The sequence below is a fragment of the Streptomyces sp. NPDC048258 genome, assembly GCF_043201995.1.
In the GTDB taxonomy this organism is placed as follows: Bacteria; Actinomycetota; Actinomycetes; order Streptomycetales; family Streptomycetaceae; genus Streptomyces.
In genome coordinates, this window is sequence record NZ_JBICZH010000002.1 from 425,222 (window position 1) to 451,457 (window position 26,236).

Below are 26,236 nucleotides of genomic sequence, written 5' to 3' on the forward strand. Positions count from 1 at the left end.
CATACGCAAGCCCTCCGTAGCGCCCGCGCCGCACCCCCTGGAGGACGAGACCCTGTGGGGCCGGGTCACCACCCCGCGCACCCTGCTCTCCCGCGCGCTGTCCGTCCCGCTCGCCCTCGGCTTCACCGTCTTCCTGCCGCTCTTCGTCGCCGTCCAGTCCGGCGCGGGCCAGCGCGACGCGGCGTTCTGGCTCCAGCTGCTGCTCACCATGTACGCGGGCGCCCGCCTCTCCGCGATGGTGCTGACCAGCCGCCGCAAGCTGCTCCAGGGCTCCTTCTGGCTCTTCGTCTACATGGCCATGGGCGTGGCCCCCCTCGCGCAGGCCGTCCTCGGCCAGGTCCCGACTCCCGTCGTCGGGCCCCGTTCCGACCTCACCGTCGCCATCGGCCTGGTGCTGCTCGGCTGCACCGCCTTCGACGTGGGCGTGCTGCTCGCCCGCCACCGGCCGGCCGGCCGCGCGGGCGGCTCCCAGAAGCAGTCGCGCCCCGTCATGGCCCACCGGCGGCGGCTCCAGCTGCTCACGGTCCTGTCCTTCGCGTGCAGCGCGGTCTTCGTGATGAAGCTCGGCGGTCCGGCGGTCTTCTTCTCCAGCCGCCAGGAGATCATCGCGGGGATCCAGGAGGCGGGTGTCTCCAACGGCGACGGCCAGGCCGGGCAGGCCCTGCTGCGCGGCTTTGGCACGGTGCCGGCGCTGCTGTCGCTGCTGCTCTACACGCGCTGGCTGATCACCTCGAAGTTCGCCCGCCGCAAGGTCTCGATCATCGTCACCTGGTCGGCGCTCGCCGTGCTGAACCTGGTGGTCAACAACCCGATCTCGAACCCGCGCTACTGGTTCCTGACGGTCATGTTCGCGATGCTCTTCACGGTCTTCCCGGTCAGCGCGGCGATGTACCGGGTGGCGCTGTCGATGGCCGTGGTCATCGCCCTGCTCGTCTTCCCGTTCGCGGACCGCTTCCGGTACGACGAGAAGAACTACCGGCCGGTCGAGACCACGTCCTTCCTGGAGCCGATGGCGCTCAAGGACTACGACCAGATCGGCATGTTCGCGAACACCATCACCTTCTCGAACTCCGGTCCCGGGCACTTCTACGGCCGTCAGCTGGCCGGGTCGGTCTTCTTCGCCGTGCCGCGGTCGGTGTGGCCGGGCAAGCCGCGGGACACGGGCGTGATGGTCGGTCAGTGGATGGGCACGGTCAACACCAACCTCTCCTCCCCGATCTGGGCGGAGCTGTGGATCGACTTCGGCCCGCTGGGCATGGGCGGCGGGTTGCTGGCCATGGGGTACGCCTCGGCCCGCGTGGACCGGCGCTACGCGAAGCGCGCCACGCGGCGGGCGCCGCCGGGGAGTCTGATCTCGGTGGTGGTCCCGCTGGTCGCGGGCTACTCCTTCATCCTGCTGCGCGGTCCGCTCCTCCAGGCGTCGGGGCGCGTCGCGATCGCGGCCCTGTGCCTGGCGCTGGTCGCGACCTACCGCACGGACAAGTCCACCACCCTGCGCTGACCGGGCTCGCCGCCGCTGCCGGGGCAAGTTCAGCCCCGCGCCCCGCGCCTCAAACGCCGGCGGGGCTCGGTCTGGCTGCGCTCGAACCCCGCAGGGCAAGTTCAGCCCCGCCGGCGATTGAGGCGCGGGCGCGGAGCGCCGTGTTGTGAGCCGCACCCGAACGCGGCAGCGGATCAGGCCGGGACCGGGTGGGGCGCGGGGGCCCGGAGGCGGGAGACGCGGAGCCAGCCCGCGCCGGCCTTGGCCGCGGAGCCGGCCGCCAGGCCCCAGGCGGCGCCCGCCACCCCGAACGCCGCGTAGCCGGCCAGCAGGAACACCACCGACAGCAGCGAGAAGACGACCTGCAACGACAGCGTGGCCTTCGGGGCCAGCACCCGCAGGGTGAGCAGCGCGCAGGTGCCCAGCCCCATCACCGCGTACTGGGCCCCCGTCGCCGGCAGCAGCCCGGACGCCGAGGCCCAGGTGTCGCCCAGCAGCTGACGGCCCACCCGGTCGGGAAGCGCGTACAGCACCGCCCCCCACCCGGCGCCGAGCACGGCCAGCACCACCCCCAGCAGCGCCGTCGCCCGGACCGTGGCCCGCTTGCCGCCGAGCCGCGACAGCACCGGCGGCCCGAAGGAGTTCGCCGAGTTGAACAGCACGTTCAGCGGCCCGAAGAGGGTCGTCGCACCCCGCAGCGCACCGACGGCCAGCGGCGTCGCGAAGACGCCGAGGCCCAGCACGGCGAGCTGGCTGGAGCCGTTGCCCACCGCGAACTCGACCACGAACCGCTGCCCCAGGTGCCCGCGCCGCACGTACGGCCGCAGATCGGCCCGCGCCCCGCGCATGTACGGTCGCAGCAGCCACAGCCCGAGGCCCAGCGCCGGCAGCGCGGAGACCCCCCACACCAGCACCAGCCGCCCCGCGGAAGCCCCCGACGGCTGAAGGGCCAGCGCCGCGACCACGCACACCAGCCGCAGCGCGTCGGCGGCCAGAGCCCGCTCGGGGGCGCGCAGCGCCGAGAAGCAGTACCGCAGCCCGTCCTGGAGGAGCACCAGCGGCAGTACGAGGCCCAGCGCGAGGAACGCCCGCCCCGTGGCGCCGGACAGGGCCAGGCCCACGGCCGCCAGCACCGCCCCGACCGCCGCCGAGGCGGCTCCTGTGAAGCCCACGGCCGACCGGCACACCGCGCCCAGTTCGCCCTTCTCCAGGACGACGCTCTGGCCCACGTAGGCCATGTTCAGTCCGAGGAGCACGGTGAAGGTCACGTACACCATCGAGAAGTCGGCGAAGCCGGACTCGGTGGACAGCCGGGCGGCCAGCACCAGCACCAGGATGTTCGTGGCGCTGGAGGCGGCCTGGTCCAGGACCGACGCGACCGCCGCGCGGCCGCGTCGGCTCATCTGCGGCCCATGCGGACGGTGCGCAGCGCGACGGTGTCCGTGCCGTCACCGGGGATGTGCTGTTCGGGTTCGGCCACTTCGTACGGAATCGGCTGGGGCTGCGGAGCGGCCTTCCCGGACGTTCCGGATCCGGCGGCCGGCCCCGTGGAGGCCGGGACGATCTTGTCCTTGGCCCGGCCGCGCTTCTCGCCGGGCAGCGGCGCGTGCAGCACCGCACCGAGCACCGTGCCGCCGGCGCCGCTGATCAGCTCGCGGATCCGGGACAGGTCCGTGCGGTGGACGGCGCGCGGGTTGCAGACGACCAGGACGCCGTCGACGCGGTCGACGAGGGCGAGGGCGTCGGCGTACGAGAGCACGGGCGGCGCGAGCACGACCACGGTGGAGTTGGGGGAGTCGGCCTCGGAGATCAGCTGGGTGGCGCGGGCGGAGGTCAGCGCGCGCGGGACGTTGCGCGCCCGTTCGCCCGGAATCAGGTCGAACGAGCCGGACTCCCCGGCGTCGACGACGAGCTGGCGTCCGTCGGGCCACTCGGAGTCGGCGTGGCGTCCGCCGGCGGTCGGGCTGCCCGGGGTCCGGCTCCACCGGGGCCGGCCGCCGGCGTCCGTCGGCAGCTGGCTGGCCAGTACCGGCGTGCGCAGGTCGGCCTCGATGAGCAGGACGTCCTTGCCGGTCTCCGCGAAGGAGGCGGCGAGGTTCACGGCGACCGCGGCGGCGGTCTCGCTGCTGCCGCGCGGGGCGACGACGAGCAGCCGGCGCCGGTCGGCGAAGCGGGAGTCGTAGGCGAGCCGGAAGGCCACCGAGCGGTACTCCTCGGCGACCCGGGGATCGGCCTCGCCGGCGGCGAGCAGCGGTCCGCCGCCCGTCCTGTCCCGGGGCAGGTAGCCTAGTACGGGCGCGCGCAGGGACCGCGCCACATCGCCCTCGGAGCGCGGCGCCGGGTCGAAGACCAGCCGGACCCAGGCGGCCAGCAGGCCGAGTGCGAGGCCCACGGCCGCGCCGAGCGCGAGCGACATGACGATGCCGGGCCCGTCGGTCGCGGTGGGCGCGGTCGCGGCGCTGGTTACCCGGCCCGGGGTCATGTCGAGGGCTTCGAGCTTGGTGATCTTGGTGTTGTAGCCGCCGACCTCGCTCTGCAGGTCGGTCTTGGCGGAGCTGGCCGCGTCGCGCCCGGCGCCGGCGGGCATCCGGGCGATCTCCTTGGAGAGTTCGTCGAGCTGCTTGGCGATCGGATCGCGCTGCTCCTTGTATCCCTTGACCATCTTGTCGCGGGTGGCGTCGAGGGCTTCCTGCCGCTTGAGCAGGTACGCCTCGGTCATCGCGTTGGCGCGCTTGGCGGCCTCCTTGGGGGAGGACGCGGTGTACGTGAAGCGGAGCACCATCGTCTGAGGCGGGTTGGTCACCTGGAGGCCGCTGCGCAGGGCGGCGAAGCCGGACGCGGACACGCCGAGCTTCTTCGCGGCCTCGTTGGCTATGGAGGAGCTGAGCGCGACCTGGCGCTCCGAGCCGATGTTGATCGCCTTGTCGGGGGCGAGACTCGGGTTGAAGGGGTCGTCGGTGGGCGCGCGCAGGACGACGTCGGCGGTGGCGACATAGGTGTCGGCCGTGGAGATGCCGAGGTAGACGCCGCCCAGCAGGCCGACCCCGATGCCCGCGCCGATGAGCCGGCGGTAGCGCAGGAGCTGGCGGAACTGATCCCGGAGGAGGTCCGGTTCGTCCTCGGCCGGTGCCGCTGCAGGGCGGTTCGTCTCGATCACGGCCGGGGACCCCCAAGTGCTTCGTCTATCAGTGCGTCGATGCGGGCCAGGCCCGCTTCACGGCTCAGATGGGCCGCCACGTGGCGGGGTCCGGCCGCTCCCAGTGCGTCCGCGCCTTCGGGGTCCTCGGCCAGGGCCCGTACGGCCTTCAACAGCGCCTCGGGGTCCTCCGGCTGTACGAGCACCCCTGCCCCCGAACGCTCCACCTCCTGGGCGGTTCCGCCTTCCGCCGCCACGGAGGCGACGACCGGCCGGCCCGCCTGGAAGTAGGAGGTGAGCTTCGACGGAACGCTCATGTCCAGCACGGCGGCGTGCTGGGTGACAGCGAGTACGTCCGCCGCCGCGAGGATATCGGGGAACTCGCCGTCAGCGGCAGGGGGGATGATGTCCAGATTCGGGACGTCGGCGGCGAGCTCGGCGAGGGCCGAGCGCTGGCTGCCGTCACCCATGAGGACGAAGCGCACGCCCGGGTCCAGCCGGGCGGCGCCCACGAGGACCTCCAGCCCCTGCTTGAGGCCCATGTTCCCGGAGTGCAGGACGACGGTCTGGTCGGGGGCCCAGCCCAGGTGGCGGCGGGTCTCGCCGCGCGGCTTGGTGGGCACCGCCACGTGGGACCAGTTGGGGACGAGGCGGATCCTGCCGGGGTCCACGCCCATGCCGACGACCCGGTCCACGAAGGTCTCGTGGATGACGCCGACGAGGGTGGCCCGCTTCAGCGCGTACGCCTCGGCGCGGCCGGCGACCGCGGCCGCCTTGTCGCCGCCGCTGATCCCGCTCTGCGCGGCGGCGGCGCCCATCAGGTCCTGGACGACCGGGACGTACGGGACCTTCCAACGCGCCGCGAGCCGGGCGGCCAGCACCCCGCCGGCCAGGCTGGGCATCTGGGCGAGGACCGCGTCCGGCTTCGGCATCTTGGGCGGGGCCACGGCGCCGTGCAGCAGAATCGATCCTTCGAAAAGGGCCCGCTTCACGGCGGTCTGCTCCTGCGGCACGGTGTGCGCACGCCGGTGCACTGTGACCCCCGCGCGCTGCTCCGTGCGCCGGAGCGCCCCCTGGTACTCCGGCTCCAGCGACCACGCCGGGTAGTGCGGCATACCGGCGAGGACGTGGGTCTCGTGGCCGAGATCTGCCCAGTGCTCCGCGATCTGGGTGGCGTACGGCCCAATCCCCGCGTGCTCGGGAGCGTAATTGGTGGAAACCAGCAGCATGCGCCGGTGACCGGATCTCGACACTGAACGTCCCCTTCTCCCCTGGATGATGCGCACGTCACCCTATTCGTTCACCCGCACGGTGCGGAACGTGCACGCTATTGTCTGCTAATCCGCTACACCGGGGGGTGTGGCTGCTGGGGGGTAAGAGATGACGGAGCGGGACATGTCCGAACTTGGCGCGCCCGCGCGCAGGCCGTACCGAGTCGGATATGCGCCGGGTGCCTACGATCTGTTTCATATCGGGCACCTCAACATCCTTCGGCACGCCCGGAGCCAGTGCGACTACCTGGTGGCCGGAGTCGTCTCCGACGAGATGGCCGAACTCGCCAAGGGGCGCCGCCCGATGATCCCGCTCGTCGAGCGGCTGGAGATCGTCCGCAGTGTGAAGTACGTGGACGCCGCCTTCGTCGAGACGGTCCCGGACAAGGTGGAGACCTGGAAGCAGGTCCGCTTCGACGTCATCTTCAAGGGCGACGACTGGCGGGGCACCCCCAAGGGCGACAAGCTGGAGAAGGACTTCGCCGCCCACGGCGTCGACGTCGTGTACTTCCCGTACACCGTCCACACCTCCAGCACGCAGCTGCGCCGGGCGCTGGACGCGCTCGCCGAACCCCTCGCGGAGCCGTTCACCGCGGAACGGCGCTGAGCTCCCGGTACCACTTGGCGAGGAACGCCAGCAGGAACAGTCCGGCGACCGCCCCGAGGCCCGCGTACGCCCATCGGAACAGCCCTCCGCCGCCGAGCAGCAGGAACACCAGGCAGAACACCCCGTAGTCCACGGGCAGCAGCGCCACCGCACGGACGGTCGAGGGCGCGGCGGCGGGACTTCCCGGAGCCGGCCTGGGCTTGAGCTTCTCGGTCAGCAGTCCGCCGAAGAAGGTCACGATCGCGGCGAACTGGAAGCCGAGCGGCACGAGCAGCCAGCCGTCGCCGCCCGATCCGGCCCCTCCGGTCCCGTACGCGTCGGGGAAGCGGTAGAAGGCGATCAGCACACAGGAGTGCAGCGCGGTGAGTTTGGCGCAGTCCACGACGTGGTCGAGCCACTCGCCCGCCGCGCTGCCGCCCCCGCGCAGCCGGGCGAGTTGCCCGTCGGCGGAGTCGAAGGCGAACCCGGCGGCGAGCGCGGCCCAGACGGCGATCCCGAGCCCCCAGGAGGGCGCGGCCAGCGCGACCGCGGCCGCGGCGGCGAAGCTGAAGGCGGCGCTGACGAGCGTCACCTGGTTCGGGGTGAGCCCGAGCGCGTACGACCCGGCGGCCAGGTAGCGCCCGGCGGGCCGGTTGACGAACCGCGAGTAGAGCGACACCCCCTTCGCCGACTTCTGCGCTCCGCGCAGCTCCCGCAGCGCGGTTCCGACTCTGCCCATGCACGGACCCCCTCAGTGACGATGTCGAACACATCATCGCAGGGCGAACGAGAGTGTCGGCTCCGGATGTTCGCGTACGTCCGGAAGCAGCAGTACGGAGAGATTCGCGGCGGCGGTCAGTTACGGCCGCGCACAGCAGCGGGGCCGTGGTCCCGGTCGCGGCGGCGAGCGGGGCGGCCGTCGCCAGGCCCAGCGGGCGGCGAAGGAGATGAGGGTGTCGAAGGATCCGACCCGGCCCAGGGCTTCGGCCGGCACGCGCCGCTGGATCTCGGTCTCCCACAGCGGGCTCAGCAGCCCGACCCCGCCCATGCCGAGGAAGTACGCCGCCGCGGCGACCGGGGTCGGCAGCCGCAGCCCGAAGGCGGCGAAGGCGCGGCCGGCGAGCAGTCGCCGGATCGTCGGGGTCATACGGGAAGGTATTTCGCCAACGAATCATTCGTCAACGAAATAACTTTCGGGGTGGGACCGGTGAGGGGCCGGTGACGGGCCGGCGGCGGGCCATAATTCGGGCATGGGTACTTCGGGCAGGGGCACAGAGGCGGGCACGGCCCCGGAGACGCCGTCCGAGGACTCCGTCGACCGGCACATCGCCCGATGGACCGGCAAGGTGCCCTTCGACGTCCCCACCGAGGCCGTCATCACCCGGATCCAGCTCCTCGCCAAGCACCTGTCCCACAGCAAGGAACGGGCGCTCTCCGAGACCGGGCTCCAGGCCTTCGAGTTCGAGACCATGCACCGGCTCGCATCCCGCGGAGCGCCCTGGCGGGCCCCCTCCGCCGAACTCGCCGCCGAACTGCTGCTCTCCCCGGCCGGGATGACCGGCCGCCTCGACACGTTGGAGAAGTCCGGCCTGATCCGCCGGCTGCGCTCCGCCGGCGACCGCCGCCGGGTCGACGTGGAACTCACCGAGGAGGGCCACCGGCGCTGGACCGACGCCATGCGCTGGCGCGGCGTCGCCGAGGCCGAGATGGTCGAACCCCTCGACGAGGCCGAGCGCGCCGCGCTCTCCGCCCTCCTCAAGCGGATGCTGCTCCAGGTCGAATCCCGCTGACGCCCGCCCGGCTCACCCCGTCACCCTGAGCAGCAGCACCGACCGGGCCGGGACCGTCACCGCCTCGCCGCCGCGGTGGCGGGTGAGCGGGGCGGCGGACTGGTCCTCGCGCGAGGTGTCCAGGACGAGTTCGTAGCCCTCGGCCCACGGCGCCCCCGGCAGCACCCACGGCACCGGCCGGTCCCCGGTGTGCAGCAGGGCCAGGAAGCTGTCGTCCGTCACCTGGCGGCCCCGCTCGTCGCGGCCCGGGATGTCCCGCCCCGACAGGTACATCCCGAGCGCGGCGCCCGGCGCGTACCAGTCCCGCTCCGTCATCTCCGCACCCGCCGGCGTGAACCAGGCCAGGTCCCGCAGCCCGTCCACCCCCTGCGGCCGTCCCGAGAAGAACGCCCGCCGACGCAGCACCGGATGGGCGTGGCGCAGCGAGATCAGCCGCGCCGTCAGCGCGAACAGCTCCCGCCACGCCGGGTCCTCCAGCAGCGACCAGTCCACCCACCCGGTCTCGTTGTCCTGGCAGTACGCGTTGTTGTTGCCGCCCTGGGTGCGCCCGAACTCGTCCCCCGCGACGAGCATCGGCACCCCCGTCGACAGCAGCAGGGTGGTGAGGAGGTTGCGCAGCTGCCGGCGGCGCAGCGCGGCGATCCGGGCATCGTCCGTGTCGCCCTCCGCTCCGCAGTTCCACGACCGGTTGTCGTTGGTCCCGTCCCGGCCCGCCTCCCCGTTCGCCTCGTTGTGCTTGCGCTCGTAACTCACGAGGTCCCGCAGGGTGAAACCGTCGTGCGCGGTCACGAAGTTCACCGAGGCGTACGGCCGCCGCCCGCCCCACGCGTAGAGGTCGCTGGACCCCGACAGCCGGTAGCCGAGGTCCCGTACGTCGGGCAGCGCGCCCCGCCAGAAATCCCGTACGGCATCCCGGTACCGGTCGTTCCACTCCGTCCACAGCGGAGGGAACGCCCCCACCTGATAGCCGCCCGAGCCCACGTCCCACGGCTCCGCGATCAGCTTGACCCGCCGGAGCACCGGATCCTGGGCGATCACCGCGAGGAACGGCGACAGCATGTCCACGTCGTGCATCGAGCGGGCCAGCGCCGCCGCCAGGTCGAAGCGGAAGCCGTCCACGCCCATCTCCGTGACCCAGTAGCGCAGCGAGTCCGTGATCAGGCGCAGCACGTGCGGGCGCCCCGCGTGCAGGGTGTTCCCGCAGCCCGTGTAGTCGGCGTACCGGCGCTGGTCCGACTGGAGCCGGTAGTAGCCCCGGTTGTCGATGCCGCGCAGCGACAGCGTCGGACCGAGCTCGCCCGCCTCCGCCGTGTGGTTGTAGACCACGTCGAGGATGACCTCGATCCCCGCCGCGTGCAGGGCCCGCACCATCCGTTTGAACTCCCCGACCTGCTGGCCCGCCGTACCGCTCGACGAGTACCCCGCGTGCGGGGCGAAGTAGCCGACCGAGTTGTAGCCCCAGTAGTTGCGCAGCCCCCTGCGCAGCAGGTGGTCCTCGTGCGCGAACTGGTGCACCGGCAGCAGCTCGACCGCCGTCACGCCCAGCTTCACCAGGTGCTCGACGGCCGCCGGATGGGCGAGGCCCGCGTACGTGCCGCGCAGCTCCTCGGGAACCCCCGGATGGCGCATCGTGAAGCCGCGCACGTGCAGTTCGTAGATCACCGAATCGGCCCAGGGGGTCTTCGGCCGGACGTCGTCCGACCAGTCGTCGTCATCGTGGACCACGACCCCCTTGGGCACGAACGGCGCCGAGTCCCGGTCGTCGCGCACGGTGTCGGCGATGTACTGCTGCGGCCAGTCCCGGACGTGCCCGTACACCTCCGGCGGCAGGGTGAAGTCACCGTCCACGGCGCGGGCGTACGGGTCCAGGAGCAGCTTCGCCGGATTGTGCCGGGCGCCCGTCCAGGGGTCCCAGCGCCCGTGCACCCGGAATCCGTACCTCTGTCCGGGGCGCACGCCCGGCACGAAACCGTGCCAGATCTCGTGCGTGAGCTCCGTCAGGGCGCAGCGGGTCTCGGCCCCGCCCGCGTCGAACAGGCACACCTCCACCGCCTCCGCGCCCTGGGCCCACAGCGCGAAGTTGGTGCCCGCCGTCCCGTCGGTTCCGTCGGCGCCCTGGCGGAACCGGGCCCCCAGGGGATGCGAGGACCCGGGCCACACGGGTGGTCCCGGGCGGGCTGGTGCCCGTAACACCTGCCCTCTGACCTGGCCGTTCGGCCGCCCGCCCGGTGGTTCGTCCACCCGCGGCGCGGGCGCGGCGCGGGCGCCGCGCACCGCGTCCACGGCATCAACGGCATCAACGGCATCCACCGCGTCCACGGCGTCCACCGCGTTCCCGACGGCTTCCACCGCCTCTTCCTGCTCGGCTGCGCTCGACACTGCCCGCCTCCACGGCTCCTGGGTACCTGCGGGGGAGGGGAGTGCGGCCCCGGCGTCCCGGCCTGGGCCCGCCCCCGTCTGGTCCTTCCCAGTGTTCTGCCCGGACTGTTCCGCCCGGAACGTGCGTCCCGCTCACGTTTCCCCCGGAGGGGCCCGGTCGTTGGAGAGATCGTGACACTTCTGACGAGGCGGGCAGGGGCGGGCTTGGCCGCCGTGGCGGCATGGGCGGGCCTCCTCGGCGGCCTGACCGGATGCACCCAGGACGGCCGGTCCCCGGTCGAGATCGAACTGCCGGGCAAACCGCGTTCGCCGGACGAGGCCATCCGGATCACCCCCGACGACAACGCCAAGGGGGTCCCCGCGGACGGACGGCTGAGCGTCACCGTGCCCGAGGGCCGGCTGGAGCGGGTCGTCGTCACCAAGGTGGAGGACGCGCAGGAGGAGCAGGTCCCCGGTTCCATCGCCGCCGACGGGCTCAGCTGGAGCCCCGACCCCGAGGCCGCCAGGCTCTCGCTCGCGGCCAAGTACACCGTGGACGCCGTCGCCCTCGACGGGCACGACCGCCGCCAGGCCCGGCACACCAGCTTCACCACCTACGTCCCCGAGGAGCGGTTCATCGGCTACTTCAAGCCCGAGAACCGCTCCACCGTGGGCACCGGCATGATCCTCTCCTTCAACTTCAACCGGCCCATCGAACGCCGGGCCGAGGTGGAACGGGCCATCACCGTCACCTCCGAGCCGGCCGTGCAGGTCGTCGGCCACTGGTTCGGCAAGGAGCGGCTCGACTTCCGGCCCAAGCAGTACTGGAAGGCGGGCACCAAGGTCACCGTGAAGCTGAAGCTGCGCGACATCGAAGGCGCGCCCGGCTCCTACGGCATCCAGGACAAGACGGTCACCTTCACCGTGGGCCGCTCCCAGATCTCCACCGTGGACGCGGCCGCGCACACCATGGAGGTACGCCGGGACGGGGAGCTGCTGTCGACCGTTCCGATCAGCGCCGGAGCGCCCAAGACCACCACCTACAACGGGAAGATGGTGGTGATGGAGATGTTCGACGTCACCAGGATGAACGGCCAGACCGTCGGTTTCGGCGGCGAGTACGACATCCCCGACGTCCCGCACGCCATGCGGCTCACCTCCTCCGGGACCTTCCTCCACGGGAACTACTGGCTCAGCCCCGACACCTTCGGCAGCAGCAACATGAGCCACGGCTGCGTGGGCCTGCGCGACGACAAGGGCGGCGGCTCGGACACCCCGGCCGGCTGGTTCTTCGACCGGACCCTGGTCGGGGACGTCGTGGAGGTGGTGAACTCGCAGGACAAGACGGTGGCCCCGAACAACGGCCTGGGCGGCTGGAACATGTCCTGGGCCGACTGGGTCGCCGGTTCCGCCATCGCCTGACGGCCCGCCGACCGCCACCGCCGCCGATCACCCTCCCGCGGCCACGGGAGGGTGATCGGTATGACCGGAATGCCGTAGCGGCCGAGTGTCCTCCCGTACTCCCGTACGAAACTCCCCCAGCCTGTCAGGGCGCGACAGCCCCAGGCGACGGACGGAGTGTCATGGCAGCCAGGACAGCAAGGGTGTGGCCGCTCGGCCTCGCCGCCGCGGCGGTGCTCGCGGCGGCGGCGCCGGCCGGTGCCGCGGGCGTGGACGGGCCCGTCCACAGCGCCCAGGTGGTGCTGCGGAACACGGACCTGGACACCGGAGCGCCTCTGACCGGGGCCCGCTTCGAGCTGTGGCGGGAGGTCAACGACCAGCCGGGGCTCCAGGCCACCGGACCGGCCGCCGACGAGAAGCACGAGGGCGCCTGCGTGACCGACGCCAAGGGCAGCTGCACGGTGGAGCTGCCGGTCGGCGAGACCTACTACTGGCGGGAGGCCGCCGTCCCCGCCGGGTACGAGCCCCCCGAGGACCCGGTCACCGCCTTCACCGTGAACGAGGCCGACGCCGGGGCGGGAATCGTCCTCGACGTCCCGCACCGGAAGCAGGGCGCGGAGTACAGCGGCCGCATCCGGATCCTGAAGGAGGACGCCAAGACCGGGTCGCCGCTGGGCGGTGCGGTGTTCGAGCTCTGGAAGGAGACCAACAGCACCGAGGGGCTCCAGACCCGGGGCATCAACGCCGACCATCGGGTCAGGCCCGGCTGCGCCACCGACGAGGACGGCGTCTGCGACTTCGACCGGCTCCCCGACGGCGAGTACTACCTGGTCGAGACGGACGTGCCCGAGGGGTACGTGCTGCCGGCGACGCGGGTGACCGGCCCGCTGAGCCTGGACGACGAGACCCCGGGGGGCCGGCGCGTGGTCACCCTCGAGAACGAGCGCGACGCGTACGCGGGCGTCCCCGTCAAGGACCCGGACGAGGACGCCCGCCGGGTGCGCCGGTGGAGTGGCCTGCTCACCCCCTCGGCGCAGCAGCACGGGCCGTACGCCCGCCCCGCGGGTTAGCTGGGCTGCGAGGGTCCGGCTGGCGGGCCCGAGGAGGCCCGGATGACTACAGGTCAGGCGACGAGCCCCCGAGGTGGTGTCCGGGGCGCCGGGAGGACGGCCGTGCTCGGCGCCCTGCTCGTACTGGCGGGGCTGAACCCGTCCCTGGCGGCGGCGGCGGCGGCGCCGGAGCCGGAGACCGCGTGCGCGGCGGGCACCGGCCCCTACCAGCGGCAGTTGGAGGAGCACGTGGGGCGGCCCGTCGACGGGGTGCAGTCCTCGGCGGACTGCTTCGCCGTCCGCGCCTTCCAGCGGAAGAACGGCGTCACTCCCGCGGACGGCTACCCGGGCGTCGCCACCTACCGCACGATGCTCGTCGTGGCCGCCCGCCCGGACCCCAACGCCGAGGGCGACTGCCCCGTCCGCTCGTACCGCGTGACGTGCGTGGACATGGACCGGCAGCTGCTCTGGGTGCAGCAGGGCAGCCGGATCGTCTTCCCGGTCGTGCCCATCCGCACCGGCCGCGACACCCAGGAGACCCGGCGCGGCTGGCACGAGGTGTACTGGCGCAGCAAGGACCACACGTCCACGCTGTACGCCGACTCCCCCATGCCGTACTCGCAGTTCTTCGACGGGGGCCAGGCGCTGCACGGCCGCACCGGCTACCTCTACGCCCACGGCGGATCCGCCGGCTGCGTCAACCTCACCGTCGCCGACGCCGAACGCCTCTGGAACCTGCTGACCGAGGGCGACGCCGTCTACGTCTGGGGCGCCAAGCCCGGAACCGAGGACTGACCTGCGACGCCGTCACCGTCCGTTCCCCGACGGTTGGGACGGAACAGTGACAAGACCGTGGCTTTTCGTGTTCTCCCCATGTGATTACCTGTCGACAAGCGCGCGACTGCCCGCGCGCGGGGGACATGGGGAGAACACGAGTGAACCTGCAGCCGATACGCGGCCGCGCCCGCACCGGCCTGCCGGCCCTTCTGCTGGGGGCGGCCCTGCTGCTGACCACCGCGTGCAGTGGCGGCGGAGGCAACAGCAGCGGCAGCGGTGGAGACAACGCGGGGGGCGGCGGCAAGACCGGCACCGAGGCGTCCAAGGCCGTGGTGAACGTCAAGCCCGACGACGGTTCCAAGGAGGTCGCGACCAGCGGCGTCCTGAAGATAACCAGCACGGGCGGCAAGCTCACCACGGTGACCGTCGCCGACACGAAGGGCAACGCCGTCGACGGCAAGCTGGCCGACGACGGCGCGAGCTGGGAGCCGGCCCGCCACCTGGCCTCCGCCACCGAGTACAAGGTGCACGCGGTCGCCAAGGACGAGGCCGGCCGGGAGTCCGCCAAGGACACCACCTTCACCACGCTGACCCCGACGAACACCTTCGTCGGCCACTACACGCCCGAGGACGGTTCCACCGTCGGCGTGGGCATGCCGGTCTCGATCAACTTCAGCCGCGGGATCACCAACCCGGAGGCCGTCGAGAAGGCCATCACCGTGACGGCCGAGCCGGCCGTACAGGTCGAGGGCCACTGGTTCGGCAACGACCGTCTCGACTTCCGCCCCGAGAAGTACTGGGCCGCGGGCACGAAGGTCACCGTGAAGCTCGCCCTCGACGGAGTCGAAGGCCGCCCCGGCGTCTACGGGAAGCAGACCCGTACGGTCACCTTCACCGTCGGCCGCTCCCAGGTCTCCACGGTCGACGCGAGCGAGCACACCATGGAGGTCGTCCGCGACGGCCAGGTGTTCAAGAACATCCCGATCACCGCGGGCGCCCCGTCGACGACCACGTACAACGGGCAGATGGTCATCAGCGAGAAGTACAAGGTGACCCGGATGAACGGCGCGACCGTCGGCTTCGGCGGCGAGTACGACATCTCCGACGTCCCGCACGCGATGCGGCTGTCGAACTCGGGCACCTTCGTCCACGGCAACTACTGGGCGTCCTCGGGCACGTTCGGCTCGGAGAACGTCAGCCACGGCTGTGTCGGCCTGAAGGACGTCCGCGGCGCCGGCGACGGCAACCAGCCCGCCGCCTGGTTCTTCAACGAGTCGCTGATCGGCGACGTGGTCGTCGTGAAGAACTCCAAGGACAAGCAGATCGCCCCGGACAACGGCCTCAACGGCTGGAACATGGACTGGGCGGAGTGGATCAAGTAGTCCCCCGTACGTAGTTCCAGGTGGCCCGGTGCTGTGACACACAGCACCGGGCCACCGTCGGTTAACCGGCGCTAACCTTCCTCGTATGACCATCTCTCTCGAAGTCTCCGAAGGCGTCGGCACCATCCGCCTGGACCGGCCGCCCATGAACGCCCTGGACATCGCCACCCAGGACCGGCTGCGCGAGCTCGCGGTGGAGGCGACCGACCGGGCCGACGTCCGCGCGGTCATCCTCTACGGCGGCGAGAAGGTGTTCGCGGCGGGCGCGGACATCAAGGAGATGCAGGCGATGGACCACGCGGCGATGATCGCCCGGTCCCGCGCGCTGCAGGACGCCTTCACCGCCGTGGCCCGTATCCCCAAGCCCGTCGTCGCGGCCGTCACCGGCTATGCGCTGGGCGGCGGTTGCGAGCTCGCGCTGTGCGCCGACTACCGGATCGCCGCCGACAACGCGAAGCTCGGCCAGCCCGAGATCCTCCTCGGCCTGATCCCGGGCGCGGGCGGCACCCAGCGGCTGTCCCGGCTGATCGGCCCGTCCAAGGCCAAGGACCTCATCTTCACCGGGCGCATGGTCAAGGCCGAGGAGGCGCTCTCCCTGGGCCTGGTCGACCGGGTGGTCCCCGCCGCCGAGGTGTACGAGCAGGCGCACGCCTGGGCCGCCAAGCTGGCCCAGGGTCCGGCGATCGCGCTGCGCGCCGCCAAGGAATGCGTGGACGCGGGCCTGGAGGCCGACATCGACACCGGGCTCACCATCGAACGCAACTGGTTCGCGGGCCTGTTCGCCACCGAGGACCGCGAGCGCGGCATGCGCAGCTTCGTCGAGGAGGGCCCGGGCAAGGCCAAGTTCGTATAGGCGCAGTCGTCTCAGGCGCGTTATCAGGCGCGGCCGTACAGGGCGCAGTCGTACAGGTCCTCCCTGTGGGTGGATTAGCCAGGCCTTAAAGGAGCCTTAAGCGAAATCGGTGATCCACTCACGGTGATCACCGCCGTGCGCTGCGTCACGGCAGGTCAGGTGCGTCTTGCCGCCTTCCGGTTGCCTCGCGCATATGACGGGACACCCCCTCGGGTTCGCCGGATCCGGGGGGTGTTTTCCCGTGGAACGGCCCGGAGGGGCGGGGCGGCCGTCCATGATGGGTGCATGGCGGGCCTGGAGGGTGTGGAACAGCCGCGGCAGCGCAGCAGCGCTTCGGCCGTACGGCTCACGGCGGCGGTCGAGGACGAACAGGGCCTCAAGGCGCTGGAGTTGTACGGGAACCCGGCCGAGGGGGAAGTGACCCTGCCGTCCATGCCCGAATCGGCCGGCACCGCGCGCAGGCTGACCCAGTGCGTGGTGGTCCGGCTCTGGGGCCTCTCCCCGCAGATCGCCGAGCACGCCGTCCTGCTGGTCTCGGAACTCGTCGGCAACGCGGTCCGGCACACCGGGGCCCGCACCTTCGGCTTACACATGAAGCGGCGGCGCGGCTGGATCCGGGTGGAGGTGCGCGATCCCTCGCGCGGACTGCCCTGTCTGATGCCGGTCCACGAGTTGGACGTCACCGGCCGCGGGCTCTTCCTCGTCGACAAACTCTCCGACCGCTGGGGCGCCGACCTGCTGCCCCGCGGAAAGATCACATGGTTCGAGATGCGCGTCGCCGACCGCCAGAACGCCTGAAGCCCCCTGGTCGCCGTGGTGGGGCGGTACGGGGGCTTCATGGGTGCGCCGAGGATCGATTGGGGTGTGATCCTCGGCGTGGCGACTTCGCTCGGGTCAATGGGGAAGTCGTGGTTCCGACTATGGCAGACGTGGGCCCGAACACCAAAAGTCCCTACTCGGACATAAGTGTGCAAATAGTGAGAGTTTCTAGCTAAATCCTAGGTGAGGTGGGCCACTCGCCTCGCAATCCATGAATAACTATCGACCGCTCTGTGTAAATCGTTGATCACATAGCGGACGGGTCGCCCTGTCGGGCCCCTTCGGCGAACGTCCCGAATTGGGTCAATCATTACCTTCCGGTCCTTCCGCCCCTTAAATGGGCAGGTGCTCTCACATCCAGGCCGCCGCGCGGTCCTGCGCGCGGCCAGTCTCGGGGCGATCGGTGCCTCCACGGCTGGCCTCACCGCCGCCTGCGGACCGGGCCGCCCCGCCTCCGTGCCCGCCTCCGCGCCCCCGGGCCCGGCCAGACCGGTCCGCTCCGCCCAGGCGGCCCCGGCCGTCCCGCGCCGGTTCGCCGGGCAGCCCGTAGAGATCGGCCACGGTCCGCGCGACCGCCCCCGGGTCGCCCTCACCTTCCACGGCAACGGGGAACCCGCCATCGCCAAGGCGGTGCTGGCCGAGGCCGAGAAGGCGGGCGCGCGGGTCACCGTACTGGCGATCGGCAGCTGGCTCGACGCGCACCCGGACATGGCCCGCCGGATCCTCGACGGCGGCCACGAGCTCGGCAACCACACCCAGCGCCACCTCGCGATCAACACCATGCCCGAGGCGGAGGCCTACGCCGAGATCACCGGCTGCGCCCAGCGGCTGAAGCGGCTGACCGGCTCCATCGGCACCTGGTTCCGGCCCTCCCAGACCCAGTACGCCACCGCGCTCGTCCAGAAGCTGGCCCAGCGGGCCGGCTATCCCCACGTCCTCTCGTACGACGTGGACTCCCTCGACTTCACCTCGCCCGGCGCCGCGGCCGTCATCCGCACCGTCACCGGGACGATCCACGCCGGATCGGTGGTGAGCCTGCACTTCGGCTACGCGGACACGGTCGACGCGATGCCGCCCCTCCTCGAAGAACTCGCGCGCCGCAAGCTGCGCGCGGTGACCACCACGGAGCTGCTGACGCCATGAAGACCACCCGCCTTCCCCGGAAGGCCGCCGTGCTGCTGGCCGGTCTGGTCCTCGCCGCCCTGGCCGGCTGCGGATCGGCCGACAAGGGACCCGCCGAGGCGCTCGGTACGAAGGGTCCGGCCAAACCCGTCAAGGCCGTGCCGCCGGGCCTCGCCGGGATGCCACCGCTCCTCGATCCGAACGACGTGTACGCGGCGGACCGGCCGAACCAGCTGTCCCCGGTGGTCAAGGACTTCCCGTCCCGCGTCTACGTGCCGAACACCAGCTCCAACACGGTGTCCGTCATCGACCCGGTGACGTACAAGGTCATCGACACCATCCCGGTCGGCGTCCAGCCCCAGCACGTGGTGCCCTCCTGGGACATGAAGACCCTGTGGGTCAACAACAACCGCGGCCACACGCTCACCCCGATCAACCCGGCCACCGGCGAGGCCGGAGAGCCCGTCGAGGTGCACGACCCGTACAACCTGTACTTCACGCCGAACGGCAAGTACGCGGTCGTCATGGCCTCGATGGACAAAGAGCTGGTCTTCCGCGATCCGCACACGATGGACCGCGTGAAGACCGTCCCGGTGAGCTGCTTCGGGGTCAATCACGCCGACTTCTCCGCCGACGGCCGCTACTTCATCGTGAGTTGCGAGTTCTCCGGCGAACTCCTCAAGGTCGACACCGAGAAGATGGAGGTCATCGGTCAGCAGAAACTGCCGTTCGAGGGCGCGATGCCGCAGGACGTCAAGGTCTCGCCGGACGGAAAGACCTTCTACGTCGCGGACATGATGGCGGACGGCATGTGGGTGCTCAGCGGCGACAAGTTCGAGATCCCGAAGCTGCTGCCCACCGGAAAGGGCTGCCACGGGTTGTACGTGAGCCGTGACTCCAAGGAGATGTACGTCTCCAACCGGGGCGAGGGCAGCATCTCCGTCTTCGACTTCCCGCAGAACAAGCTGACCAAGAAGTGGGAGCTGCCCGACGGCGGCAGCCCCGACATGGGCGGCGTCTCCGCCGACGGCAAGGTGCTGTGGCTGTCGGGCCGCTACAACTCCGAGGTCTACGCGATCAACACCGCCACCGGCAGGCAGCTCGCCCGGATCCCGGTGGGCAGCGGACCGCACGGACTCGCCGTGTACCCGCAGCCCGGCCGCTACTCGCTCGGGCACACCGGCATCTTCCGGTAGGCCGCGCGTGGAGGCCGCGCGGACAGGGCCGCGCGGACAGGGCGGTGCCCCGGGAGCTCGCACAGCTCCCGGGGCGCCGCCGGTATGCGTCCGCGTCCGTGTCCGCGTCCGGACTACCAGGCCACGGGGAGCCGTTCCGGCAGCCGCTTGATGAAGCCGGTACGCCAGACGAGGTTCTCCGCCGGCACCGCGAGCCGCAGCCCGGACAGCCGCTCGACCAGCACCTCCAGCGCGATCTCGGCGTGCGCCCGGCCCAGCGCGGAGGCCGGGCAGAAGTGCCGGCCCGCTCCGAAGGCGAGGTTGGCGTTGGAGCTCTCGCGCTCCAGGTCCAGCTCGTCCGGGTTGTCGAAGGCCTCCGGGTCGAAGTTGGCCCCCTCCAGCAGGACGAGGACGAGCTCACCCTCCTTCACCAGGACGTCGCCGACCTGGATGTCCGCCAACGCGATGCGCGGCAGTCCGTCGCCCACGGACAGGTTCCAGCGCAGCAGCTCGTCGACCGCCTTGCCCATGCGCTCAGGGTGCTCGCGCAGGTACCCGATGAGCTCGGGCTTCTGGAGCAGCGCCAGGACCGCGAGGACCAGGAACGCGGAGGTGGAGACCGCGCCCGCGCCGAAGAGCGAGACGGCGACCGTCGCGAACATGTCGTCGGTCAGGTGCGCCGACTCCGGGTCCGCCTCCTTCAGGTCGGCGAACTTGCCGAGGAGCCCCGTACGCTCCTCGGAAGGCAGTGCGAGCTGGACGTTCAGCTGCTCGACGAAGTAGCCCACGTCCTTGTACCAGTTGAGGGCCGAGTCGGCGAACGGCTCGCGAGCGGTCATGAACGCGACGTCCAGACCCGACATCAGCCGGCGCCAGTCCTCGAAGGGGACCCCGAGGACCTGACAGTGCAGCGCCGCCGAGAAGGGGTCGGCGAACCCCGCCCGGAGGTCGGCCGGACCGCCCTCGGCCACCAGCTGGTCGATCAGCTCGCCCGCCTTGGCGCGCAGCCAGTCCTGGAGCCCGTTCTGGCGCGGGTTGAGCGCCTTCATCACGGCGTTGCGCAGGCCCGCGCTGTTGATGTTCCCCATGTTGTTGACGACCTCGGGCGGGATCGTCAGCGCGTACTGGCGCGGGACTCCGGCGTTCGCCGTGTCCTTGAGGCTGAACCGCTCGTCCTCCAGCACCTGCTTGGCCAGTGCGTAGCTGCTCACCAGCCAGGCCGGGTCCCCGGTGAGGGTGCGCACCTTGGCCACCGGGGCCTTCTCGCGGAGCCACGCGCACTCCTCCGGGAGCACGTCACCGCGCCGCGAGAGCGGGAAGTCGAGGAGCGGCCGCTCCTGGGTCTCCTGGCCCTCAAGCTGCTCGACGCTCATCGACGTTCCTTTCGGTTGGTACGTGGTTCGTGTTGCTCTCGGGCGCCGGGTGCTCGTGCACGGTCCCGGCCGCCTCGGGACGTACGACGGCATACGCCTGGTTGCGGGTGGCGCGCAGGCCCCCGCCGCGCGCGAAGAGGACATCCGTCAGCGGCATCTTGACGTGGTAGGCCGCCACCGAGGACGGCACGTCGAGAATGCTCGGGGTGTCCACGAAGAACGGCAGCTCGGCCGCCATGTAATCGAAACAGACCTGCAACTGCTCGTCTGTGATGGATTCACCTTCCGGCAACTTGGAGCCGACAAAGTGCAAGGCCATCTTCTCGCAGCCCTTGCGGAATTCGTCGTCGGTCTCCAAGAAATGCAGTACGCGCCGGTGCAGTAGTTGGTAGACGGGGTTCTCCTGGAACTCCGAAAGTGCCCTCACGCGGATTTCTCCCTGGGGCGGTCCTGATTCCTCCACGCCTTTCAGGATCCGCCGCCGTACTGCCTTTATCTCCTTCGTGGCGCGCTTCTCCGCGTGCTCCTGGGTGTAGCCGAAAGCGGCGAACATCCGGTCCACGTGGAGGTCTGCGTAGACGAAGTCGACCTGCGCGAAGCGGGTCGTGGCCCACTGGGCAAGACGGGTGATGCGCTCGGAGCTGAAGTAGCTGTTTCCAGGACTCACTCCGATGAGCACATGGTCGCCGTCTTCCCAGATATGGCGGCAGGTGCGTGTGAAGGGCAGAACTTCGAATGATGCGTCAGCTGTGATCGTCACCTGTGTGATCGCCCTTGTTGCCGCTTGTCCCTGGGAGCCCTGCGCTCCTGGTGTGGCGGCAATGTCGGTACGTTATGCGGTGGTGCCGGAGCGTGACAAGTCCGGGCCGGATTTGTTGGCTGGAATTATCGCTTCCGCCTTACGGAAGAGTAATTGAATATCTATCTGCCGCCCGAACGGGACCCGGAGCGGAGGCCGGCTCCGGGGGCCGCTACCCTGAGCCGGTCAACAAGCACCGAGAAGGGGTGGACCCAGTGGCGGACATCGAGAGCGCACGGGCGACGTTCAACAAGTTCGACGTGAACGGTGACGGCTTCGTCACGGCCGACGAGTACAGCGCGGCCATGAAGGCGATGGGCGACGCGTACGTCACCGGCGCGGTCGCGGACGCCGTGCTCGCCGCCAAGGACGCCAACGGCGACGGCCTGCTGAGCTTCGACGAGTTCTGGGCCGCCCTGAACAACTAGGCCCCCGCGAAGCGGGCCTGCGCGCAGCGGGCCTCCGCGCCGCCCCCGCCCCACCTGCCGGGCGGGGGCGCGGTCATGCCGTGGTGCCGCCCGGGGGCGTCATGTCCTCGACCTCGGTCAGGGCTTCCCGGAGCCAGTGCAGCCAGAACGTCTCCAGGGCGATCCCGCCGTGCAGGACGAGACGGCGCAGCCGGTCCTCCACGGCGTCCCGCTCCGGCGGGAAGTCCTTCTCCTCGATGGCCTCGTACTGGGCCAGCTGCCGCTGGTGCAGCTCCAGATGGCGCCGCAGCTCGGGGCCGAGCTCCTGTGGCCCGACCACCCCCGCCGCGCGGATGCGCAGCAGCAGGGGATCGCGCATCGGCTTCGGGTCCTGGCTCTCGGCGACCCACCGCGCGAGCTCCGCGCCGCCCGCCGGCAGGACCTCGTACTCCTTCTTCTGCCCCCGTACGGGCACCTCGCTCGGCAGCTCCCGGATCAGCCCGGACTCCTCCAGCCTGCCGAGCTCGCGGTAGATCTGCTGGTGCGTCGCCGACCAGAAGAACCCGATCGACTTGTCGAACCGCCGGGTCAGCTCAAGCCCTGACGAGGGCTTCTCGAGCAGGGCGGTGAGGATGGCGTGCGGGAGCGACATGACGCCATCCTAGGTTTGCCGTGGCTCCGGCCGGTCTACGCCCATGCGGACAGCGCCTCCGGGGTGCGGGGGCCCGGGACGTCGGCGGGGAGCAGGCCGCGGGTGCGCAGGAAGGCCGTCACGGCCGGGGACCAGGCCTGGCGCAGGCCCGCCTCGGCGAGCAGGGCCGGATCCGAGAGCAGCGCCGGGGCCGGGCCGACCCGGATGCCCGACGGGGCCAGGACCGCCGCGTCGTCGGCCCACCGGACGGCCAGGTCCACGTCGTGGGTGGCCATCACCACCGTGGTCCCCGAGGCGCGCAGCCCCGCCAGCACGTCCAGCAGCCGCTCCTGGCCGTCCGGGTCCAGCCCGGCGGTCGGCTCGTCCAGGATCAGCACCCGCGGGGCCATCGCCACCGCGCCCGCGATCGCCGCGCGCTTGCGCTGCCCGTACGAGAGCAGGTGCGTCGGGCGGTCCCGCAGCGCCGTGATGTCCAGCGCGGCGAGGGCGGAGTCGACCCGCTCGCGGACCTCCGGCACCGGCAGGCCCAGGTTCATCGGCCCGAAGGAGACGTCCTGTTCCACCGAGGCCGCGAACAGCTGGTCGTCCGGGTCCTGCACGACCAGCTGGACCGCCGTCCGCAGCCGGGTCAGGCCGGCGCGGTCGTAGGTGACCGCCGCGCCGTCCAGGCGCAGCGCGCCCGACCCCGGCCGCAGGCCTCCGCTGAGCAGCCGCATCAGCGTGGTCTTGCCGCTGCCGTTGCGGCCCAGCAGGACCAGCGCCCGGCCCTCGGCGATCCCGAAGTCGACGCCGGAGAGCACGGCGGGCCCGTCCTCGTACGCGTAGCCCGCGCCCACCAGTTCCACCAACGGCCTCACAGGTACAGCTCCTTCAGTACGAGGGTCACGGCGGTCAGCCCGGTCAGCAGCGCGGCGGACGCGGCCAGGAAGCGCCAGGACAGCGCCGCCTCGGGGACGAGCACGCGCAGCGCGCCGTCGTAGCCGCGCCCGGCCAGGCCCGACTGGAGCCGCGCCGCGCGGTCGAAGGCGCGTACGAACGAGGTCGCGGCGAGCCCGCCCACCGAACGCCACGCCGCCGCCCGGCCGGTGGTGCCCAGCCGGGCCGCCTGGGCCTGCCGGACCCGGGCGAGGGAGTCGAGCAGCAGGAACCCGATCCGGTACATGACCAGGGCCACGTCCACCACGGGAGCCGGCACCCCCGCCCGGACCAGCCGCGGCAGCACGTCCGAGACCGGGGTGGTGAACGCGAACAGCAGCACGCCGAGCGAGGCCGCCGAGGTGCGCAGCAGCAGCTCCGCGGCGTGCCGTGGGCCGTCCGGGGCCAGCGAGACGAACCCGGCGGGCCCCCCGACGGCGAACAGCAGCGGCAGTGCCCCGGTGAAGCAGAAGCCGAGCGGGATCCGGAAGGCCCGCCACAGCTGCCGCCGGGCCACCCCGGCGGGGCCGAGGAGCACGGCGAGCGTGGCCGCGGCGACCAGCGGCCCGCCGGGCCACGGGGGCAGGCACACCGCGGCGACCGTCAGCCCGATCCCCAGCAGGGCCTTCTCCAGAGGGTGGCGATGGCGCCAACGGCTGCTGTGCGCCGCCGCGTCGATCGGCAGCACCGCCTACGACTCCGTGGCGGACGGGGACGCGGACGGGACCGCGTCGGCAGCGGCGGCGGCCGCACCCTGACGGCGACCCCGGCGGACGCCGAAGTAGTACGCGAGCACGCCCGCCCCCAGCGCCGCCTGGAGGGCGAACAGCGCCGACTCGATCTCCGCGGAGGGCGGCTCGTACAGCGGCGAGAACCAGGGCTCGTAGTCCGGCTTCAGCTCGGTGATGGCCGCCTCCGCCTGCGCGTCGGCGCCGGCGAACGGCTCCTCCTTGCCCTCGCCCAGGCCAAGCGCGAGCGGGAGCACGGCCAGCGCCGCCACCAGGAGCAGCAGCAGGGTGTTGATCTTCGCGTTCCTGGTCATCAGGCCGACGCCTCCTGCTTCGTCCCGGATCCGGTGAGCTTCGCGACGCCGAGCCGGACCAGGTCCGACCTGCTGGACTGCATCAGCAGCCGCATCACGAGCACGGTCAGCAGCCCTTCGCTGACCGCGAGCGGGATCTGCGTCACCGCGAAGATGCCGGCGAACTTCTCCAGCGAGCCGACGAATCCGCCGCTCGCGTCCGGGAAGGCCAGCGCCAGCTGGACGGAGGTCACGCAGTACGTCACCAGGTCGGCGAAGAAGGCACCGAAGAACACGGTCACCATCAGCGGCAGGCCGGACTTCCGCAGCAGCCGGTAGACGCCGTAGCCCGCCCAGGGCCCGGCTATCGCCATCGAGAACACGTTGGCGCCGAGGGTGGTGAGCCCGCCGTGCGCCAGCAGCAGCGCCTGGAAGAGCAGGGTGATCGTGCCGAGCACCGCCATGATCGGCGGCCGGAAGAGGATGGCCCCGAGCCCGGTACCGGTGGGGTGGGAGCAACTGCCCGTCACAGAAGGGATCTTCAGGGCGGACAGGACGAAAGTGAACGCCCCGGAGGCTCCGAGCAGCAGCGTGCTCTCCGGATTGGCCTTCACCTCGCGGGTGAGGGCGCGTACTCCGTGTACGACAAAGGGAGCGGACGCGGCGCCCCAGGCGACCGCGTGCAACGGGGGCAGAAACCCCTCGGCAATATGCATGAGTGGGGAAGACCTCTCCAGCACCTCGTGGATGGACAGCGCGCCCCGGCCGGTCTCCTGGCTCACGGGTGCCGATGCCCGGACTCCGCCTTCCCGGGGCCGTGCGGTGTCCCGCGCGGGCCCAGTGGCTCCCCGCTGGGGGGCACCTCCCAGACGGGGTCTGGGGGAGGTGGAGCCGGACTTCCCGATCACAGTGGCGAGGGCCGCACCGGTTTCACACCGGTTTCCCGAACACCAAGGCCCACTGACCCTAGTCGGCCGCGCGGACCGGCACCAACCCGCCCCGATCGGCGTGGGTCCCCGTACGGGCGCGGCCGGGTGGCGGCCCCGGCCCGGCCTCCACAGGCTGGGACCGTGGCTGCCGACACCGAGTACGACTACTCAGACCTAACCGCCGTCTACGTGAACTGCACGCTCAAGCGCTCGCCCGAGACCAGCAACACCGAGGGCCTGATCGACAAGAGCCGCGCCGTCATGGAATCGGCCGGGGCCCGGACCTCGCTCATCCGCGCCGTCGACCACGACATCGCGACCGGCGTCTGGCCGGACATGACCGAGCACGGCTGGGAGAGCGACCAGTGGCCGGTCCTCTACAGCCAGATCATGGACGCCGACGTCCTCGTCCTGTGCGGGCCCATCTGGCTCGGCGACAACAGCTCCGTGATGAAGCAGGTCGTCGAGCGGCTCTACGCCTGCTCCTCCCTCCTGAACGAGCAGGGCCAGTACGCCTACTACGGCCGCGTCGGCGGCGCCCTGATCACCGGCAACGAGGACGGCGTCAAACACTGCGCCATGAACGTCCTCTACAGCCTCCAGCACCTCGGCTACGCGATCCCGCCGCAGGCCGACGCCGGCTGGATCGGCGAGGCCGGGCCCGGCCCCTCCTACCTCGACCCGGGCTCGGGCGGCCCCGAGAACGACTTCACCAACCGGAACACGGCGTTCATGAGCTGGAACCTGATGCACCTGGCCGCGCTCCTCAAGCGCTCGGGCGGCTTCCCGGCGCACGGGAACCAGCGCTCGCTGTGGGACGCGGGGTGCCGCTTCGACTTCGAGAACCCCGAACACAGGTGAGGGACGTTCCGGCAGGCACCCGGCCACGGGCTCCCGGGATCCACGGAGGGGAGGGCGGCTCTCATCGATCGCGAGCGATT

The 26,236-nt window shown here is 71.5% G+C and carries 26 protein-coding genes and 1 riboswitch; of the genes, 13 read left to right on the plus strand and 13 right to left on the minus strand.

Annotated features, from left to right (window positions below):
• Position 1 precedes the first annotated feature (1 nt).
• Positions 2–1,501 carry a hypothetical protein gene (locus tag ACGFYQ_RS06095; protein WP_393740915.1) on the plus strand — a complete coding sequence of 500 codons (1,500 nt, stop codon included), beginning with the start codon at positions 2–4 and terminating at the stop codon, positions 1,499–1,501.
• 173 nt (positions 1,502–1,674) lie between these two features.
• Here ACGFYQ_RS06095 and ACGFYQ_RS06100 read toward each other — a convergent pair whose 3' ends face one another.
• The 3 genes from ACGFYQ_RS06100 to ACGFYQ_RS06110 are packed head-to-tail and all read right to left on the minus strand — an operon-like array spanning position 1,675 to position 5,845.
• The gene (locus tag ACGFYQ_RS06100; protein ID WP_393740434.1) at positions 1,675–2,883 is read right to left on the minus strand and encodes a hypothetical protein; all 1,209 of its coding nucleotides are present in this window, start codon (positions 2,881–2,883) and stop codon (positions 1,675–1,677) included.
• The gene (locus ACGFYQ_RS06105) at positions 2,880–4,637 is read right to left on the minus strand and encodes a lipopolysaccharide biosynthesis protein (RefSeq protein WP_393740436.1); all 1,758 of its coding nucleotides are present in this window, start codon (positions 4,635–4,637) and stop codon (positions 2,880–2,882) included. The genes ACGFYQ_RS06100 and ACGFYQ_RS06105 overlap by 4 nt, the downstream gene beginning before the upstream one ends.
• Positions 4,634–5,845 carry a glycosyltransferase family 4 protein gene (locus ACGFYQ_RS06110; RefSeq protein ID WP_393740917.1) on the minus strand — a complete coding sequence of 404 codons (1,212 nt, stop codon included), beginning with the start codon at positions 5,843–5,845 and terminating at the stop codon, positions 4,634–4,636. The genes ACGFYQ_RS06105 and ACGFYQ_RS06110 overlap by 4 nt, the downstream gene beginning before the upstream one ends.
• A gap of 166 nt (positions 5,846–6,011) precedes the next feature.
• Between ACGFYQ_RS06110 and ACGFYQ_RS06115 the strand changes: the two genes are divergently transcribed.
• Complete coding sequence (locus ACGFYQ_RS06115) at positions 6,012–6,494, plus strand: adenylyltransferase/cytidyltransferase family protein (RefSeq protein ID WP_393740438.1); 483 nt, start codon at positions 6,012–6,014, stop codon at positions 6,492–6,494.
• Here the strand turns inward: ACGFYQ_RS06115 and ACGFYQ_RS06120 are convergent.
• Together ACGFYQ_RS06120 and ACGFYQ_RS06125 are read right to left on the minus strand one after the other, a co-directional pair.
• On the minus strand, positions 6,475–7,212 hold the full coding sequence (locus ACGFYQ_RS06120) for a CDP-alcohol phosphatidyltransferase family protein (RefSeq protein ID WP_393740440.1): 738 nt from the start codon (positions 7,210–7,212) through the stop codon (positions 6,475–6,477). The genes ACGFYQ_RS06115 and ACGFYQ_RS06120 overlap by 20 nt on opposite strands.
• 120 nt (positions 7,213–7,332) lie before the next feature.
• Entirely contained in the window at positions 7,333–7,620 is a 288-nt protein-coding gene (locus tag ACGFYQ_RS06125; RefSeq protein ID WP_393740442.1) for a hypothetical protein, read from the minus strand.
• A gap of 103 nt (positions 7,621–7,723) precedes the next feature.
• Between ACGFYQ_RS06125 and ACGFYQ_RS06130 the strand changes: the two genes are divergently transcribed.
• Positions 7,724–8,263, plus strand: coding sequence for a MarR family winged helix-turn-helix transcriptional regulator (locus ACGFYQ_RS06130; RefSeq protein ID WP_393740444.1), 540 nt, complete (start codon positions 7,724–7,726; stop codon positions 8,261–8,263).
• Positions 8,264–8,275: 12 nt separating this feature from the next.
• On the opposite strand, the gene glgX is transcribed toward ACGFYQ_RS06130, so the two are convergent.
• Positions 8,276–10,642 (minus strand): glycogen debranching protein GlgX, encoded by a 2,367-nt coding sequence (gene glgX, locus ACGFYQ_RS06135; RefSeq protein ID WP_393740446.1) that lies wholly within the window; start codon positions 10,640–10,642, stop codon positions 8,276–8,278.
• A 180-nt stretch (positions 10,643–10,822) separates the two neighbouring features.
• Between glgX and ACGFYQ_RS06140 the strand changes: the two genes are divergently transcribed.
• From ACGFYQ_RS06140 to ACGFYQ_RS06175, 8 genes are all read left to right on the plus strand, one after another.
• Complete coding sequence (locus ACGFYQ_RS06140) at positions 10,823–12,043, plus strand: Ig-like domain-containing protein (protein WP_393740919.1); 1,221 nt, start codon at positions 10,823–10,825, stop codon at positions 12,041–12,043.
• A 161-nt stretch (positions 12,044–12,204) separates the two neighbouring features.
• Positions 12,205–13,092 carry a collagen binding domain-containing protein gene (locus ACGFYQ_RS06145; protein WP_393740448.1) on the plus strand — a complete coding sequence of 296 codons (888 nt, stop codon included), beginning with the start codon at positions 12,205–12,207 and terminating at the stop codon, positions 13,090–13,092.
• A gap of 42 nt (positions 13,093–13,134) precedes the next feature.
• Positions 13,135–13,866 carry a L,D-transpeptidase family protein gene (locus ACGFYQ_RS06150; RefSeq protein WP_393740450.1) on the plus strand — a complete coding sequence of 244 codons (732 nt, stop codon included), beginning with the start codon at positions 13,135–13,137 and terminating at the stop codon, positions 13,864–13,866.
• 140 nt (positions 13,867–14,006) lie between these two features.
• Positions 14,007–15,230, plus strand: a complete 1,224-nt coding sequence (locus ACGFYQ_RS06155; protein ID WP_393740452.1) for an Ig-like domain-containing protein — start codon at positions 14,007–14,009, stop codon at positions 15,228–15,230.
• 85 nt (positions 15,231–15,315) lie between these two features.
• Complete coding sequence (locus ACGFYQ_RS06160) at positions 15,316–16,083, plus strand: enoyl-CoA hydratase/isomerase family protein (RefSeq protein ID WP_393740454.1); 768 nt, start codon at positions 15,316–15,318, stop codon at positions 16,081–16,083.
• Positions 16,084–16,368: 285 nt separating this feature from the next.
• Positions 16,369–16,881: an ATP-binding protein gene (locus ACGFYQ_RS06165; RefSeq protein ID WP_362405059.1), complete on the plus strand. Its 513-nt coding sequence runs from the start codon at positions 16,369–16,371 to the stop codon at positions 16,879–16,881.
• A gap of 366 nt (positions 16,882–17,247) precedes the next feature.
• Positions 17,248–18,045, plus strand: a complete 798-nt coding sequence (locus ACGFYQ_RS06170; RefSeq protein ID WP_393740456.1) for a polysaccharide deacetylase family protein — start codon at positions 17,248–17,250, stop codon at positions 18,043–18,045.
• The gene (locus ACGFYQ_RS06175) at positions 18,042–19,220 is read left to right on the plus strand and encodes a YncE family protein (RefSeq protein ID WP_393740458.1); all 1,179 of its coding nucleotides are present in this window, start codon (positions 18,042–18,044) and stop codon (positions 19,218–19,220) included. The genes ACGFYQ_RS06170 and ACGFYQ_RS06175 overlap by 4 nt, the downstream gene beginning before the upstream one ends.
• Positions 19,221–19,333: 113 nt before the next feature.
• On the opposite strand, the gene ACGFYQ_RS06180 is transcribed toward ACGFYQ_RS06175, so the two are convergent.
• Positions 19,334–20,572, minus strand: a complete 1,239-nt coding sequence (locus tag ACGFYQ_RS06180; protein ID WP_393740460.1) for a cytochrome P450 — start codon at positions 20,570–20,572, stop codon at positions 19,334–19,336.
• Positions 20,553–21,332 (minus strand): tRNA-dependent cyclodipeptide synthase, encoded by a 780-nt coding sequence (locus tag ACGFYQ_RS06185; protein ID WP_393740462.1) that lies wholly within the window; start codon positions 21,330–21,332, stop codon positions 20,553–20,555. The genes ACGFYQ_RS06180 and ACGFYQ_RS06185 overlap by 20 nt, the downstream gene beginning before the upstream one ends.
• 254 nt (positions 21,333–21,586) lie before the next feature.
• On the opposite strand from ACGFYQ_RS06185, the gene ACGFYQ_RS06190 reads away from it, so the two are divergent.
• The gene (locus ACGFYQ_RS06190; protein WP_393740464.1) at positions 21,587–21,799 is read left to right on the plus strand and encodes an EF-hand domain-containing protein; all 213 of its coding nucleotides are present in this window, start codon (positions 21,587–21,589) and stop codon (positions 21,797–21,799) included.
• Between the two features lie 73 nt (positions 21,800–21,872).
• On the opposite strand, the gene ACGFYQ_RS06195 is transcribed toward ACGFYQ_RS06190, so the two are convergent.
• From ACGFYQ_RS06195 to ACGFYQ_RS06215, 5 genes are read right to left on the minus strand one after another with little or no spacing between them, the layout of a single operon-like run.
• The gene (locus tag ACGFYQ_RS06195) at positions 21,873–22,430 is read right to left on the minus strand and encodes a PadR family transcriptional regulator (protein ID WP_393740466.1); all 558 of its coding nucleotides are present in this window, start codon (positions 22,428–22,430) and stop codon (positions 21,873–21,875) included.
• A gap of 35 nt (positions 22,431–22,465) precedes the next feature.
• Complete coding sequence (locus ACGFYQ_RS06200; RefSeq protein ID WP_393740468.1) at positions 22,466–23,287, minus strand: ATP-binding cassette domain-containing protein; 822 nt, start codon at positions 23,285–23,287, stop codon at positions 22,466–22,468.
• Positions 23,284–24,033, minus strand: coding sequence for a cobalt ECF transporter T component CbiQ (gene cbiQ, locus ACGFYQ_RS06205; protein WP_393740470.1), 750 nt, complete (start codon positions 24,031–24,033; stop codon positions 23,284–23,286). The genes ACGFYQ_RS06200 and cbiQ overlap by 4 nt, the downstream gene beginning before the upstream one ends.
• Before the next feature lie 3 nt (positions 24,034–24,036).
• The gene (locus ACGFYQ_RS06210) at positions 24,037–24,387 is read right to left on the minus strand and encodes an energy-coupling factor ABC transporter substrate-binding protein (protein WP_393740472.1); all 351 of its coding nucleotides are present in this window, start codon (positions 24,385–24,387) and stop codon (positions 24,037–24,039) included.
• Positions 24,387–25,082, minus strand: coding sequence for an energy-coupling factor ABC transporter permease (locus ACGFYQ_RS06215; RefSeq protein WP_393740921.1), 696 nt, complete (start codon positions 25,080–25,082; stop codon positions 24,387–24,389). The genes ACGFYQ_RS06210 and ACGFYQ_RS06215 overlap by 1 nt, the downstream gene beginning before the upstream one ends.
• 29 nt (positions 25,083–25,111) lie before the next feature.
• Positions 25,112–25,336: riboswitch (cobalamin riboswitch) on the minus strand.
• A gap of 100 nt (positions 25,337–25,436) precedes the next feature.
• Here ACGFYQ_RS06215 and ACGFYQ_RS06220 point away from each other — a divergent pair.
• Complete coding sequence (locus ACGFYQ_RS06220) at positions 25,437–26,156, plus strand: flavodoxin family protein (protein WP_393740474.1); 720 nt, start codon at positions 25,437–25,439, stop codon at positions 26,154–26,156.
• Positions 26,157–26,236: the final 80 nt, after the last annotated feature.

Bases quoted from the DNA above. Each gene is read 5' to 3' on its own strand.
- ACGFYQ_RS06175 (WP_393740458.1), top strand. From the start codon at position 18,042: ATGAAGACCACCCGCCTTCCCCGGAAGGCCGCCGTGCTGCTGGCCGGT.
- ACGFYQ_RS06180 (WP_393740460.1), bottom strand. From the start codon at position 20,572: ATGAGCGTCGAGCAGCTTGAGGGCCAGGAGACCCAGGAGCGGCCGCTC.
- ACGFYQ_RS06195 (WP_393740466.1), bottom strand. From the start codon at position 22,430: ATGTCGCTCCCGCACGCCATCCTCACCGCCCTGCTCGAGAAGCCCTCG.
- ACGFYQ_RS06100 (WP_393740434.1), bottom strand. From the start codon at position 2,883: ATGAGCCGACGCGGCCGCGCGGCGGTCGCGTCGGTCCTGGACCAGGCC.
- ACGFYQ_RS06210 (WP_393740472.1), bottom strand. From the start codon at position 24,387: ATGACCAGGAACGCGAAGATCAACACCCTGCTGCTGCTCCTGGTGGCG.
- ACGFYQ_RS06215 (WP_393740921.1), bottom strand. From the start codon at position 25,082: ATGCATATTGCCGAGGGGTTTCTGCCCCCGTTGCACGCGGTCGCCTGG.
- ACGFYQ_RS06130 (WP_393740444.1), top strand. From the start codon at position 7,724: ATGGGTACTTCGGGCAGGGGCACAGAGGCGGGCACGGCCCCGGAGACG.
- ACGFYQ_RS06165 (WP_362405059.1), top strand. From the start codon at position 16,369: ATGGCGGGCCTGGAGGGTGTGGAACAGCCGCGGCAGCGCAGCAGCGCT.
- ACGFYQ_RS06120 (WP_393740440.1), bottom strand. From the start codon at position 7,212: ATGGGCAGAGTCGGAACCGCGCTGCGGGAGCTGCGCGGAGCGCAGAAG.
- ACGFYQ_RS06110 (WP_393740917.1), bottom strand. From the start codon at position 5,845: ATGCTGCTGGTTTCCACCAATTACGCTCCCGAGCACGCGGGGATTGGG.
- ACGFYQ_RS06145 (WP_393740448.1), top strand. From the start codon at position 12,205: ATGGCAGCCAGGACAGCAAGGGTGTGGCCGCTCGGCCTCGCCGCCGCG.
- ACGFYQ_RS06125 (WP_393740442.1), bottom strand. From the start codon at position 7,620: ATGACCCCGACGATCCGGCGACTGCTCGCCGGCCGCGCCTTCGCCGCC.
- ACGFYQ_RS06160 (WP_393740454.1), top strand. From the start codon at position 15,316: ATGACCATCTCTCTCGAAGTCTCCGAAGGCGTCGGCACCATCCGCCTG.
- ACGFYQ_RS06150 (WP_393740450.1), top strand. From the start codon at position 13,135: ATGACTACAGGTCAGGCGACGAGCCCCCGAGGTGGTGTCCGGGGCGCC.
- ACGFYQ_RS06115 (WP_393740438.1), top strand. From the start codon at position 6,012: ATGTCCGAACTTGGCGCGCCCGCGCGCAGGCCGTACCGAGTCGGATAT.